General features: G+C 71.7%; 9 protein-coding genes. 3 read left to right on the top strand and 6 right to left on the bottom strand.

Annotation, left to right across the window (positions count from 1 at the left end):
* From OL358_RS06565 to OL358_RS06555, 3 genes are all read right to left on the bottom strand, one after another.
* The gene (locus tag OL358_RS06565) at positions 1–1341 is read right to left on the bottom strand and encodes a hypothetical protein (protein WP_264709147.1); all 1341 of its coding nucleotides are present in this window, start codon (positions 1339–1341) and stop codon (positions 1–3) included.
* A complete protein-coding gene (locus OL358_RS06560; RefSeq protein WP_264709146.1) occupies positions 1341–1619 on the bottom strand; it encodes a hypothetical protein in 279 nt (92 codons plus the stop codon). The genes OL358_RS06565 and OL358_RS06560 overlap by 1 nt, the downstream gene beginning before the upstream one ends.
* Positions 1620–1900: 281 nt before the next feature.
* Positions 1901–4633 carry an ExeM/NucH family extracellular endonuclease gene (locus OL358_RS06555; RefSeq protein ID WP_264709145.1) on the bottom strand — a complete coding sequence of 911 codons (2733 nt, stop codon included), beginning with the start codon at positions 4631–4633 and terminating at the stop codon, positions 1901–1903.
* A gap of 176 nt (positions 4634–4809) precedes the next feature.
* Between OL358_RS06555 and OL358_RS06550 the strand changes: the two genes are divergently transcribed.
* Positions 4810–5316, top strand: a complete 507-nt coding sequence (locus OL358_RS06550; RefSeq protein ID WP_264709144.1) for a low molecular weight protein-tyrosine-phosphatase — start codon at positions 4810–4812, stop codon at positions 5314–5316.
* Positions 5317–5350: 34 nt separating this feature from the next.
* A complete protein-coding gene (gene purB / locus OL358_RS06545; protein WP_264709143.1) occupies positions 5351–6748 on the top strand; it encodes an adenylosuccinate lyase in 1398 nt (465 codons plus the stop codon).
* A 28-nt stretch (positions 6749–6776) separates the two neighbouring features.
* On the opposite strand, the gene OL358_RS06540 is transcribed toward purB, so the two are convergent.
* Both OL358_RS06540 and OL358_RS06535 read right to left on the bottom strand, forming a co-directional pair.
* A complete protein-coding gene (locus OL358_RS06540) occupies positions 6777–7106 on the bottom strand; it encodes an amino acid transporter (RefSeq protein ID WP_264709142.1) in 330 nt (109 codons plus the stop codon).
* Positions 7103–7822 carry an acyl-CoA synthetase gene (locus tag OL358_RS06535; RefSeq protein WP_264709141.1) on the bottom strand — a complete coding sequence of 240 codons (720 nt, stop codon included), beginning with the start codon at positions 7820–7822 and terminating at the stop codon, positions 7103–7105. The genes OL358_RS06540 and OL358_RS06535 overlap by 4 nt, the downstream gene beginning before the upstream one ends.
* 252 nt (positions 7823–8074) lie before the next feature.
* Here OL358_RS06535 and OL358_RS06530 point away from each other — a divergent pair, with 252 nt between their 5' ends.
* Positions 8075–12604 (top strand): hypothetical protein, encoded by a 4530-nt coding sequence (locus OL358_RS06530; protein WP_264709140.1) that lies wholly within the window; start codon positions 8075–8077, stop codon positions 12602–12604.
* A 43-nt stretch (positions 12605–12647) separates the two neighbouring features.
* Here the strand turns inward: OL358_RS06530 and OL358_RS06525 are convergent, their stop codons facing one another.
* Positions 12648–14027, bottom strand: a complete 1380-nt coding sequence (locus tag OL358_RS06525; RefSeq protein ID WP_264709139.1) for a pyridoxal phosphate-dependent decarboxylase family protein — start codon at positions 14025–14027, stop codon at positions 12648–12650.
* Positions 14028–14086: the final 59 nt, after the last annotated feature.

Genomic DNA, 14086 nt, shown 5'->3' with positions numbered 1-14086 from the left:
TCACCCGCCGTCGCCTCGCGCGACGGCGTACTCGACGACGTCCACCTCGACGGCGCCCGAGAGGTCGGCGAAGACCGCCTGCACGTTCGCGACGCGCGGGTCGCCTGAGGCGTCGGCCAGGGCCGCCGTCTCGGCGTACGCCGCCATGCGGTGCGGGGCGACCGCGAGGTCGTGGGCGCCGGACTCCGGGTCGAACTCCCGCTCGACCACGAAACTGCCCGGAGAGCCGACCGGGGCGACGTCCCCGCCGCCGGCGAGCGCGACGACCGGGTCGTCGGTGTGCCGCACCGCCACGCTCAGCGTGCCGGAGCCGACGTCGGCTTCGACCGGCGACCCGAACGACACGAGGGTGCGGGTGTCGTATCCGCCTTCGAGCGCCAGGTGGGCCGTGATCATCGCGCCCTGTGAGTGGCCGAACGCGTGAAGGACATCGCCGGGGCGCGCACCTGCGGCGGCGAGCGCGGCCTCGGTCGCCTCGTACGATGCGGAAGCGCGTCCGGCGTACAGCTCGGCGTTGGACAGGTTGTCCCAGGCATCGGCGCCGCCCACGGCGGAGGAGCGGGTGCCCGCGACGTACACGGCGAACTGGCGCGAGCCGTCGGGCATCGTGTAGCGCTCGACCCGCACGCGCGCTTCGCCGTCTCCCGGCATCCGCTGCGCGACCGATCGCAACCCGGTCGGCGCCACCGTCGACGTGGCGGCCGACGCGACCGGCCTCAGCGTCACCGGCTCCCCCCGATGCGTGAGGCGGACGCCGGGCGCCAGCCGACCCTGGCCGCCGATCCCGGCGAGCGCGCCCGCGGCGAGCGTGAGCCCGCCGAGCGCGACGCCGCCGACGACCGCCGCCGGGAACCCGAAGAGGTCACCGGCCGCGTACCCGAGCTCGGTGGCCTGCCGCTGCAGGTCGGAAGGCCACATCACGGTGCGCTCCAGCTCGGTGCCGACCGCGGCCGCGAACGCGTCGGGATGCCGGGCCATGAGCGCATCGCGGACGACGTCGATCCGGGAGACCGCGTCGCGGTCACCCGCCAGCACGGCGGCGCGGTGCTCGGCGTTGAGCTCGACGAGCTCGTAGATCGCCGCGGCCTCCCGCAGTGCGGCCGCGATGCGCTGCGCGCCGTCGAAGGTCTCAGCGAGGCGGTTGCCGAGAACGGATGCCGCGCTCGCCGCCTCACCGGCGACCACGGGCTCGCCGAACAGCATGTTCTGCAGGGCGCCGAGCCGGTGGCGCACGTCTTCGAGTTCGTTTCCCGCGGCGAGGAAGCGCCCGGCGGTCTCACGGAGGGTCACGGTGTCGACGGCGACCGCACCGCCACCGATGATCTCGAGGTCGGACCCCATCAGGAGCCCTCACCCATCGGCCACACCGCGGCATCCCTCGCCCGTACAGCACTCACGCGCGCCGTCTCTGCAAGGCAGACGAGCCCGGAAACCTCTCCGGCCCACTGTGTGGCGAGCCGGTGGAAGGCCTCAGCGGCCCTCGCTCGCCAGTCGGTGGCCGCGGCGAGGCCGCGCGCGCCGGTCGCAGCGACGGACAGCCGCTCGGACAGTGTCGCGAGTTCGCGCGCGACGATCTCGAGTCGGGAGGCGGTCGAGGAGTGGGTGAGAAGGTCGGTCATCCAGCCATGTTCAGGCCCCTCCCGCCGTCACGAGGGCCGGTGCGCCGCTCCTGTGCAACGGCGTCTGGGCGGGCGGCGCTGTGCAGGAACGGATGCCGCGACCCATCACACGCGGGAGTGTCTACCGGCGAGGATGAACGGAAACCACCTGCTCCCACACCTGATGTAGGGGAAGACCTCCAGGTCGAGGGATCAAGCGCCCGATATCAACCCGGGACGGCACTCGTACCACGGGCGGACGCCGCCTCCCGAGGGGAGGCGGCGTCCGTGTCGCGCGCAGATCAGAGGCCGAGCAGGCCCTTGATGCCGACCACGACGTAGGCGGTGTCCGTCGCGGTGTTGCCCGCGGCATCCGTCGCCGTATAGGTGAACCGATAGACCGCGCCGTTCACCGCGGTCACCGAGAAGGTGCGCTCGTCGATCTGCGTGACCTTCGCGCGCGCCTTGCCGTTCGTCTGCACCTTCGTGAGCTCGACCGTCACCTCGCCGCGATCGTCGTCGGCGTCGATGTACACGCGGACGGTGCGCTCCTTGTTGTTCGGGATCAGGATGAAAGAGGGCCACGCGATGGCCTCGATCGTCGGCGCGGTCGTGTCGGGCGGGGTGAGGTCCAGACCGACGAGCACCGGGTCGTGATCGCTCGAGCGATAGGGGTCGGCTGCGAACAGCGCGTCCTGGGCAGGCAGCTTGAACGACATGTCGTAGTCGATCAGGCTCGGCTCGTCGGCGTTGATGTTCCACGGCGAGGCGCCGCGCACGTCCGCGACAAGCCCGGGGCCCGCGAGCGCGTGGTCGAGATACCCCTGCTGGCCGTCGAACACGTAGCTGTAGGCATCCTCGCCCTGGTACTTCCGGTTGAGGTCGATGAACCCCTTCGCCGTCAGCGCGGTGATCGGGTCCTCCTTGTCGTACGCGTTGAGGTCGCCGATGATGAGTTCGCGGCCGACGGTGCCCTGACCCGTGGGGTCGGTGGCGAGCCAGTCCGCGAGCGCGTTGGCGGCGTTCGTGCGGACGAGGTTGCAGTTGCCCTGCAGCGGATCCTCCGCCTCGCCCGTGCACGCCGAGCCCTTCGACTTCAGGTGGTTGACGACCACGGTGAAGGTCGCGCCGTCGGCATCCTCGAAGGTCTGCGTGAGACCCGGGCGGTTGCGGTTGTCGAGCCAGCGGGGGTCCTTCGACTGGTCCATGAGCTGGAAGTCGCCCACCGGGGTCACCGACGCCGGCTTGTACATGAGCGCCGTCGTGATGACGTCCGTGCCGATCTTGCCGGTCTCGAGGTAGTCGTACACGTCGGAGCCGAGCCGCTCGTTGAGTGCGGCCGTCAGCGTGGCGAGGGCCTGGCTGTCAGCGTTGTTCTCGATCTCGATGAGGCCGAACACATCGGCGTCGATCTCGGCGAGTGCCGACACGATCTTCGCCTCCTGGCGGTCGAACTCCTCGGCAGTGTTGGCGCCGCGGGCGATGTCGTCGTCGGCGGTCGTGTTCGGGTCGTCCAGCGTCGTGAAGTAGTTCAGGACGTTGAAGCTCGACACGACGAGGTCGCCGCCGACCTCCGGCACCGCCGGCCGCGGGTTGGCCGCGGTGTACTCGGCCCCTTCGGTCGGCTGGATCGCGTAGGTGCCGAAGCGCTGGTCGAAGATGCCTGTGACGTCGGTGACGAGATCGCCGCCGCGGAAGGAGTTCGACAGCGTGAACTCCGCCCCGTTGGGGTGGATCGCCGGGTCGGGATTCTGGGCGCTGCGCCCGTCGTCGATCGTGATGCGCTCGGCGAGGTTCGCGGCGGCGAGCGCCGTCGCGGCCGGGTCGGTGGGCAGATACCGCGCGGTCGGGGTCGACTGCCGCGTCACGCCGACGTCGATGGTGCCGAACCGCGCGAACTCGAAGTACTCGAGGATCGCGAGGTCCTGGGGCAGCGTGACGTACATGCCCTCGAGCGCCTCCCGCTGCTCGGGTGTCGCCGGGAGCGTGAATGCCACGGGCTCGGGCAGCGCCGTGCCGGTCGCGCACACCTCGACGTCGGCGGCATCGATCTCGGTGAGGTCCTCGAACTCCTTCACCTCGCCCGCGACGCTCACGACGTCGCCGACCGAGACCGGGTCGCCGCCCGGGGCGTAGACGAAGACGCCGTCGGATGTGGCGGGGTCGCCGTCACCGGCATCCTGCACGAAGTAGCCGTTGAAGCCGCCGACCTGGAAGTCGCCGACGACGGTGCCCTCGATCAGCACGAGCTCGCCCACCTTCGGCGAGGCCGCCCCCGATCCCTGGACAGATCCGATCGAGACGCTCTCGAGGTCGCAGCCGGCCTCGCCGGGGGGCGGACCGACCGGCGGCACGGTCAGCGAGTTCGCCGCGCCGGGCGTGTTGGCCGCCTCGCCCGTCACCAGAGTCCCGGGGAAGCCCGTGATGCCGGCGCGGTCGAAGTCGTTGCGCACCCAGTCGGCGGGTGCGCCGGTGTCGGTGCCGTCGGGGATGCGCGATGCGCCGCCCGGCGCGAACGCGAGGCCGTCGTAGGCGACGCCGAGCGTGGTGCCGCCGTACGTGCGGTCGGATGCTCCGCCGTCGTGGACCGCGATGGCGTCGACGACGTCGAACCCGAGGCCCTCGTCGATCACGCCGTCATCGTTCGCGTCGATGTCGCTGCCGAGAGCGGGGATCGTGCCGGTCACGAGCAGCAGGCTCAGCGAGCCGTTCTCGAGCGCGCCGTTCGCGAGTGAGGCGAGGCTCCGGCCCGACGCGTCGGCCGCGGGGAACGAGATCACCTCGTCGACCGTGCCGAACGCGGGCGTGGTGGTGGCGTCGCCCTCGATCTCGAGCACGCGGTATCCCGACAGGCCGGTGCCCGGCGTGGCGAGCAGCTCGACGTACTCGACGTCGTCGCCGGCCGTGCTGGCCGAGAACTCGTTGATGACGATCGACGGGACTTCGGCCGCCATCGCGGAAGGTGCGATCAGCCCGGTCAGGGCGATGGCACCGGATGCGACGACGGCGACGGTTGCACGATGTGAACGACGCACAGATCCTCCTGGACATGAAGAAAGGCCGGGTGGGCCTTCCGCGCCAGGCTAGGCGAGCGCTTCCCCTCGGCGCGAGGCTCCGTCGAGGAGAGTTCGTTAATGTTCGGTGACCACGAGGGTCCGATCGTGCGCGTCGACACTTGGGTGGCGCGACCGCCGGGGCCAGAATGGAGCGCATGGCTGCGAGCACGGGCGACCCCTTTCGCGTCGTCTTCGTCTGCACCGGCAACATCTGCCGCTCACCGATGGCAGACGTCGTCTTCCGTGGATTCGCGGATGCCGCGGGCCTCGGTGGCCGCGTCGCCTCGACGAGCGCCGGCACCGGCGACTGGCACGTCGGGGAGCGCGCGGACCAGCGCACGCTGGATGCCCTCGAGCGCGCGGGCTACGACGGCACCCGCCACCGGGCGCGCCAGTTCACTCACGCGGACTTCGCGCGCTCCGACCTCGTCGTCGCGCTCGATCGCAGTCATGAGCGCATCCTGCGCGGGTGGGCGCGCACGGAGACCGATTCCGACAAGATCGCGCTGCTCCTGTCGTTCGACCCCGTCGCCCGCTCCCTCGACGTGCCCGACCCGTACTATGCCGGGCCCGGAATGTTCGACGAGGTGCTCGGTATGATCGAGAGTGCGAGCCGGGCGCTCTTCCGGCAGCTCGAACCCGCGATCCGCCCGGCGAAATGACGCCGGGTCCGCCTTGCGTTCCGACGGGAGCACCGTGACTTCTCTCCACTCCGCCGCACTACCGTGGCAGCCGCTGAGTCCCCTCGACGGCCGCTACCGCGCGGCGGTCGCGGGCCTGGGCGACTATCTCTCCGAGGCGGGCCTGAACCGTGCGCGGGTCGAGGTCGAGGTGGAGTGGCTGATCGCCCTCACCGACCGCTCCCTGGTCGGCACGTCGCCGCTCGCCGACGACGACAAGGCCCGCCTGCGCGCCCTCTACCTCGAGTTCGGCCAGGCCGAGATCGACTGGCTCGCCGAGAAGGAGGCGGTCACACGCCACGACGTGAAGGCCGTCGAGTACCTCGTGCGCGACCGGCTGTCGACGCTCGGGCTCGACGCGATCGCCGAGCTCACCCACTTCGCCTGCACGAGCGAGGACATCAACTCGACCTCGTACGCCCTCACGGTGCGCCGCGCGGTCGAGCGCGTGTGGCTGCCGAAGCTGCGGTCCGTGATCGCCGCGCTCGCCGAGCTGGCCGTCGAGCACCGCGACGCCGCGATGCTCTCACGCACCCACGGGCAGCCGGCCACGCCCTCGACGATGGGCAAGGAGCTCGGCGTCTTCGCGTGGCGTCTGGCGCGCGTGGCCGACCAGATCGAGGCGGGCGACTACCTCGCCAAGTTCTCGGGCGCGACCGGCACGTGGTCGGCCCACCTCGCCGCCGAGCCCGACGTCGACTGGCCCGAGCTCAGCCGCGGCTTCGTCGAGGGTCTCGGACTCGACTTCAACGTGCTGACCACGCAGATCGAGTCCCACGACTGGCAGGTCGAGCTGTACGACCGCGTGCGGCATGCCGGCGGCATCCTGCACAACCTGGCGACCGACATCTGGACCTACATCTCCATCGGCTACTTCACGCAGATCCCGGTCGCCGGTGCCACCGGCTCGTCGACGATGCCGCACAAGATCAACCCGATCCGGTTCGAGAACGCCGAGGCGAACTTCGAGATCTCGGCCGGACTGCTCGCGACGCTGTCGCAGACGCTCGTCACGAGCCGTCTGCAGCGCGACCTCACCGACTCCACCACGCAGCGCAACATCGGCGTCGCCTTCGGGCACTCGCTCCTGGCGCTCGACAACCTGCAGCGCGGGCTCAAGGAGATCTCCCTCGCCGAAGACGTGCTCCTCGCCGATCTCGACACGAACTGGGAGGTCCTCGCCGAGGCGATCCAGACCGTGGTCCGCGCCGAGATCGCCGCCGGACGCTCGCAGATCAGCGACCCCTACGCCCTGCTCAAGGACCTCACGCGCGGCCGCCGCGTCGGCGCGGCCGAGCTGGCCGAGTTCGTGCGGGGCCTCGACATCGGCGACGCCGCGAAGGAGCGCCTGCTCGCGCTCACTCCCGCGACGTACGACGGACTCGCGTCGAAGCTGGTCGACGAGCTCGGCTGAGCGGGCCGGCGCGGATGCTCGACGCGGGTCAGGCCTTCGGGTCGCCGCCGGTGGCGGCATCCGGCTCGTCGGGCTCCTCGTCGGGGAGCAGCACGGGCTTGTCGACCTGCTTGGTGACCTGAGCGGGATCGACCGCCAGCAGCAGCAGCGACACGATCAGCAGCACGGCGATGAACGTCACGCCGGCGATGATCAGCGCGAGCACGATCGCCGACTGCGCCTTGCCGTCGCCGCCCTGCTGGAAGAAGCCCATCGACACGAGCGTCACGATGCCCGCGAACAGCGCGGCGCCGAACGCGAGCCCGAGCAGCTGCACGGGCTTCATCAGGTCGCGGCGGGTGGGGCGGTCGTCGCTCACGCGGGATCCTTCGGTTCGGCGGGAACGGATGCCGGTGCCTCGGCCGTGGCCGTGACCGGAGCGTCCTTGCGCGGCGAGAAGCCGGCGATCCCGAGGTAGACGGCGACGATCGCGGCGTAGGCGCCGAACAGGCCGACGCCGATCGTGATGCCGGTGAGCGTGAGGGTCTGGTGGGCCTCTTCGATCGTGTACTGCAGCGAGTAGCCCGCCGGTACGAGTGCGAGCCCCACGCCGAGCAGGAGTCCGACGGCTCCGACGACGACGGCGTCACGGCTGTCCGAGCGCGGTCCCGGGTCCACGACAGGTCGTGCGTCGACGATCCCGGGGGCGATCTCGCGACGCGCACGGATGCCGCGCAGCCCGCGCACCCCGGCCAGAAGCTCGATGAGCCCGCTCACGACGGCCCACGCGATCACCACGGCGAAGAAGCCGCTCACGGTGCGCACGGGGTTGAGGCCGCTCACCATGCCGGCCACGATCGTCACGCCGCCGAGTGCGGCCGACGGCCATCGCCGGCCGGCCGGGTAGACGATCCACACGGCGAGCAGCAGCACGAGGCCGGTCGCGATCGCGAAGCCGCTGAAGACCGCCATGCCCACGACCGCAGAGTGGTCGGGGGAGAACGTGATCATGATCGCGGCGAGCGCCGCGAACGCCGCGCGCGCGAGCTGCACGTGGCGCACGTCGAACGTGCGGGCGGAAGAAGCTGAGGTCACGACGGATTCCTGGCGGAGCGGGAGGGACGCCCCCAGTCTAGTTCGGCCCGCCGGGCGCAGCCGCCGGGCACCGGTCCGGGCGCAGGCGCCGGGCGCAGCCGCCGGGCACGGGCCGTGCACGCCGGTGGTCTACCGCGACCGTCCGGAGGGGCGTATCTTCCGCGTGGGACGCGCCTCCTTCACCCGGGGACGAGGCCGGCCGTGGGAGCCGGCGACCGCCCGTCGACGACGGGCCGCCCCGGAGAGGCCATCATGACCGCGTTCCTGTCCTTGAGCTTCACATCCGCCGGTGCCGTCTCGACCGGCACTTCTGCACCCGAGGTGCGGCCGAGCGGCGTGCCGGTCACGGCGCTCGCGTCGCCCGTGCAGCCGCCCGGCTTCGACGCCGCCCTCACGCACGGGTGGACTCCGACCGGCGGCGACGGCCTCGCGCTGACGGTGGATGCCCCGTTCTTCGGCGAGTTCGCCCTGGAACTGGTGCTGGTCGGCGTCGATGCGACCACCGCCCTCGGGCTGCAGGGCGCCGGCTCGCCGGCCGCACTCTCGCTCGCGCCGTCGGGCGCGGGCGGGGCCCTGCTGCTGAGCGCCGTCGTGCCCACCTCGAGCGGCCCGGTGGCGCTGTCGGCGCCGGTGGTGCCGCCGGCGCCGGGCGAGGTCTGCGTCCCCGCCGTGTGGGGGGCGGGCTCCGAGGTCGTCCTCGTCTGGGGAGGGATGCCGGTCGCCCGGCGCCGCTTCACCGGATCGCTCGCCGACCCGGCCGGTGACGTGGTGATCGGCGGGGGCACTGCAGCGGGGACGGCGATGATCGCCGGGGTGCGGCTGAGGGACAGCCTCACCACCGACGAGGACGCCGCGTTCGCCGCCGCCGGCGCGCAGGGGCTGGGCGAGATCGACTCGCTCGTGCTCTCGGGCGCGGAGGGGTATCTGGGGGCGCCGACCGCCGCCGAGACGGTCTCTGGCCGACTCCGCTGGCGGCCGTTCGAGAACGGCGTGGTCTATTGGTCCGCGGCCACCGGAGCGCATGCGGTCAAAGGCGACTTCCTCACCGGGCACAACAACCGCGGCGGCCCCGCCGGGCGGCTCGGCCTGCCGACCACCGCCGAGCTCGGGCTGGCCCAGCTCGCGGCGCTCCTGCGCCTCCCGCGCGCGAAGGGCTTCCGCGGTCTGCGCCTCTCGGATGTCGTGACGAAGGCGGGGGCCCTCTCCGCCGACGACCTCGTCCTCGACGCCAGGGAAGCGCCGGCGAAGCCGACGGGCCCGGGCCCGCGGGTGAAGGGCACGTGGGAGTCCTTCCGGCGTCGGGGCGACGAACTCGACCTCGGCGTGTTCACCGGCACCGACGCGGGCGCGGTCGTGTCCATCGCGGGAGGGGCGCCGGACGAGGGGGCCATTCTGCGCGCTGCCGCGGTGCTCCGTGCGAGCGGTGTCGCGACCGCCGCGGAAGGCACGGCGTCGCCGCTGCGCGATCTGCTCGATGCGCCGGCGGCCGAGGCGGCCGCACTGAGCGCGCAGCTGGATCAGGTGTACGCGCAATCGTTCATTGAGACGGCGGGCGGACGCGCATTCGGGCGCATCGCCGCACAGGAGGGCGTGTTCCTGCGGCGCGGCGGACGGGGTGAGGATCTGCCGGGAGTGCTCCGGCGGCACGGCCAAGCGGGCGCTCGCCGGCAGCGGCGCGGGGTCGACGAGCCGATTCCGGTCGACGAGCCGACGCCGGATGCGGCGGCCGCCGCGGCTGCGGGCGTGCAGGACCGCGTCCTCTCCTCGGTGAGGGAGGGCCTCGCGGGAGGCACGATGAGCGTGCTCGAGGCGAGCGTGCTCGCCCCGTCGGCGCTGCTGGACGTTCCCGCACTCACGGCCGCGCTGAGCCCCGGTGCCGAGTGGGACACGGTGACGCTGACGGATGCTGCGCCCGACTTCCTCGCTCTCGTCGAGGAGTCGAGCAGGCTCGGCGTCGAGGTGAAGGTGATCTCGGACGGCGCCAAGTACGCGATCCGCGGACCGCGCGCGCAGATGTTCCAGAACGGGCTCCTGCTCCACACCGGCAGCGGCAGCGGCGGGATCATGGACCTCTACGACGAGATCCTCGCCCATTGGCTGCTCCTCGGAGCAGCGGACGGCTTCCTCGGTCTCCCTCGCTACAGCCAGACCTCGATCGTCGGCGGCGCCTACGCCGAGTTCGCGGGAGGACGCATCTACTGGTCGGCCGCCACGGGCGCGCACGAGGTGCACGGCGCGATCCTCGAGCGCGCGCTGCGCAACTTCCCCACCGGCGCCACCCCCTGGGGCTTCCCGACCAGCGACGAGTCCGACGTGCAGGGTCACGCCGGGGCTCGGGTGTCGTTCTTCGAGTACGGGGCCGTCTACTGGCGCGGCGACATCGGAGCCGTGGCCATCTCGGGCGACTTCCTCGCCCATTGGACGACCAACGGCGGGATCGGACGGTACGGCATGCCGACCAGCGAGGTGCAGTCCGGCGGCGGGCGCGGCCTGGAGTGGCAGCCGTTCACCGCCGGCGTGCTGGCGAGGACCCCTCAGACCGGGATCTTCGAGCAGTTCCAGGCATCCATCACCCGGGTGTCGGCGCAGAACATCGACGACGGCGTCGAGTTCACACCGCTGCCGCGCAGCGACACGACAGCCGAGCTCTTCGTGAAGGGCTGGGTGTGGGTCGACGGGGTCGAGGTGCTCAGCCGCCAGAGCCCCCGCCAGACGACCGCCGTCGACCTGGACTGGACCACCGCTCCCTTCACCCTGCGCCCCGACACGACGGTCCGCGTGCGCATCGAGGCATACGACTACGACAGCCTCAGCAAGAACGACCACCTGGCCACCCTCGACCGCACCTGGACCTATGGCGACGGATTCTGGGGCTTCGCCGACACGTTCGGACCGCACCTCGAGGAGGGGCCGACCGAGTGGACGCCGAGCAACGCCGACCAGGGCGACGTGAAGTTCTCGTACGCGATCACCCTGCCCAGCACGAAGGACCAGGCGCGGATGCGCGAGCAGCACTTCTGGCGGTTCCGCAACGCCGGCCGCGACCACCTGCCCTGGACGATGTACAAGGAGACCTTCGTCGACATCGACGGCGACGACGTGAACTACTTCACCGACCCGTTCGACAGCTGGTACTACGACGCCGAGTACGAGGACGTCGCCGACGGGGGCAACTGCTTCGGCTTCTCGGTGTCGGCGCAGCGGGCGTTCAACGGACTCGGCCAGATCCCGCAGCCCCTGTCTCTGCAGACCAGCGATCAGCGCGACGACGGCGTCTGGCGCGTGATCAACCGTGCGCAGGGCACGCAGAAGGCGTCGAGCGTGGTCCTGTGGAAGATCGCCGCCAAGCTCTCCGCCGACTACTGCGACCCCCGCAACGTGTGGTCGCGGGTGAAGAGCAGCACCGACCGCGGGCTTCCGGTCATCCTGTCGTTCCGGAAGAAGGATGCCGGGCACGCGGTCCTCGTGTACCACTGCGATCAGCAGCCCGACGGCATCCGTCGCATGTACATCGCCGACTCGAACGTGCCGTGGACGGCGGGCAGCACGAACGACGCCTCGATGTTCGAGGTCCACCCGGACGGCTCGTACACGATCAAGCCCGACGGCATGTACGACGACTGGGAGGCCGGCCGCTGGGAGCGCGGGTCGATCGGCGAGCGCTACATGATGGACATCCCCGAGCAGACCGTCATGTCGCCCCTGCGCACACCCAACTTCGACATGGTCACGCAGCTGGCCTGTCTCGTGGGCGGGATCATGACGAGCGACGGCGCCGCGATCTCGCAGGTCGAGAGCGGGGGGCGCAAGCTCGTCGGCGACCAGCGCCGCGAGCTGCTCGACGAGTGGCGCGGTCAGGCGGTGCTCAGCGCCGCGGCCGCGAGGGCGGGCATCGCCGAGAAGCGGGAACCGGATGCCGCGGCATCCGAGAACCCCTGGATCGACGTGCTGCGCGGGCAGGAGCGGCTGGCCGCGCAGGCCTCGCTCCTGACCGGGCTGGTGTCCGGTCAGGCGCTGGACATCGAGCGCGCCACCACCGCACTGCAGTCCGCGGCCGTCCTGCCCGGCTGGGCGACGGCGAAGGACTCCTGGGGGCCGATCGCCTTCGAGGCGGGCGACTGGGCGGATCAGCTCGAGACGGACCTCCGCCTCCGGCCGAGCATCGACCTCGACACCATCATCACGGTGGGGGCGCTTCCCCACGCGGCGTTCATCCACGCCGAGGACGACAGGGTGGGCGGGCCGGACGTCGTCGCGTTCCGCGGCCCCGTCCCCGACGATCTTCGGGTGACGCTGCGGGGCCGGGGTGGGCAGTACCGTCATGCGATCGTCGCGCGCGGCGGCCTGGTGCGGCTCTCGTCGGCGCTCGCGTCGGGCACCGTCGACACCGTGACGGCGCTCCGGATGGCGGGGGACCGTCCGTCGCTGAGCATGACGACCTCAGGTCTGGAGAAGACCGTGTCGGCATCGCTCTCGGTCGCCTCGGCGGCCGGGAGCCTGGGCTGGACGCTCCCACTGGGCGTCGCGTCAGGGGTGCAAGCCGAGGTGCGCTGGATGCCGGGACGCCCGGGCATCGCCGTGCGCCACGGGGCGGCCGTCGCCGAAGGCGAGTTCCGGTGGAACACGACCTCCGAGGCCGTCTACGCCGCCCCCGCCGCGCAGGCGGGCGAGACGGTCAGGATCGTGCCGGCCGACGCGGCATCCCCCCTCGGCGCGATGCGCCTCCAGCGCGAGTCGGTGCTCGGCGACCTGATCGCGAGTGAGGTGATCGACCCACGGTGACCCCGAGTCGCCCACGATCGAGTCGCCAGGGTTTGAGGGCGGGTCAGCTGAGCGAGTCCAGGATGTCGACGAGCAGCTCGTAGGTCGTCAGCGGGCTGATGATCGCGAACCGCAGCACCGGCTCGCCGGCGTGCGAGCTCGGCACGACGAAGGCGCGCTGCTCCTCGAGAAGGCGGTCCGACCAGGCCTGGTAGTCGGCGGCCGTCCATCCCTCGCGCCGGAACACCACGACGGACAGCTGCGGTTCGCGCACGAGCGAGACGCCGTCTCGGCGCTCGATCTCGTCGGCGATCCGACGCGCGAGGTCGATACCGTACTGGACGGTGGCGCGGTACTGATCGGTGCCGTGGGTCGCGAGCGAGAACCACAGCGGCAGCCCGCGCGAACGGCGCGTGAGCTGCACGGCGAGATCGGACGGGTTCCAGTCGGGGGAGTCGGTCAGCGTGTCGAGATATTCGGCCTTCTGCGTGTGCGCCTGCAGCGCGAGCGACGGCTCACGGTAGATCAGCGCGCAGGCGTCGAACGGCGCGAACAGCCACTTGTGCGGATCGACGATCACCGAATCCGCCCGCTCGACACCGGCGAACACGGGACGCATCTCGGGCACGAGCATCGCGGCGAGCCCGTAGGCGCCGTCGATGTGCAGCCACACGCCGCGCTCCTTCGTGGCGGCCGCGACGCCGGCGATGTCATCGACGATCCCGAAGTTCGTGGTGCCGCCGGTGGCGACGACGGCGAACACCGCGCCGCCGTGCTCGTCGAGCACCCGAGCGACCGCGTCGCCGTGCAGGCGCCCCTGCGCATCGGGTGCGGCCGTGATCACGTCGACGTCCATCACCGCGGCGGCAGAGGCGATCGACGAGTGCGCCTCGGCGCTGCACACGACCGCCCACCGGGCGGGATCCGTATGGCCGGCCTCGCGGTTGCGGCGGCGCGCGGCATCCCGTGCCGTCACGAGCGCCGAGAGGTTGCCGATCGTGCCGCCCTGCACGAACACCCCGCCGGCCGTTGCGGGCAGACCGAACTCGCGCGCGAGCCAGTGCAGCACCTCGTTCTCGGCGAAGACGGCGCCGGCGCCTTCCATCCACGAGCCGCCGTAGATGGCGGATGCCGACACCACGACGTCGAACGCGAGCGAGGCCTTGCTCGGCGCGGAGGGGATGAAGGAGAGGTACCCGGGGTGGTCCGTCGAGATGCACGCCGGCGCGAGCACGTTCTCGAACAGTGCGATGGCGCGGCGCGCGCCGATCCCCTCGTCGGTGATCGAGCCCGATGCGAGACGCGCCAGATCGTTCGGCCGCATCGGCTTGTCGAGGGGGATGTCCTCGTACAGCGCGCGGCGTCGCGCGTACCCGAGGACGTCGTCCACGGTGTGACGGGTGTCCTCCGAGATGGCGTGCATCTGATCGGGCTGCGAGGTCATGTGTGCTCCACGGGTCGGTCGACACCTCACGCTAGGCCGCGCGGCCGGTGACGACAAGC

Source organism: Microbacterium sp. SSM24 (genome assembly GCF_025989145.1).
GTDB lineage: Bacteria > Actinomycetota > Actinomycetes > Actinomycetales > Microbacteriaceae > Microbacterium.
The sequence above is the reverse complement of the archived record's forward strand: the minus strand, read 5'-3'. Positions and strand labels throughout refer to the sequence as shown.

Excerpts from the sequence above, each read along its gene's own strand:
- OL358_RS06565 (WP_264709147.1), bottom strand. The coding sequence starts at position 1,341 with ATGGGGTCCGACCTCGAGATCATCGGTGGCGGTGCGGTCGCCGTCGAC.
- OL358_RS06560 (WP_264709146.1), bottom strand. The coding sequence starts at position 1,619 with ATGACCGACCTTCTCACCCACTCCTCGACCGCCTCCCGACTCGAGATC.
- OL358_RS06550 (WP_264709144.1), top strand. The coding sequence starts at position 4,810 with ATGGCTGCGAGCACGGGCGACCCCTTTCGCGTCGTCTTCGTCTGCACC.
- OL358_RS06530 (WP_264709140.1), top strand. The coding sequence starts at position 8,075 with ATGACCGCGTTCCTGTCCTTGAGCTTCACATCCGCCGGTGCCGTCTCG.
- OL358_RS06525 (WP_264709139.1), bottom strand. The coding sequence starts at position 14,027 with ATGACCTCGCAGCCCGATCAGATGCACGCCATCTCGGAGGACACCCGT.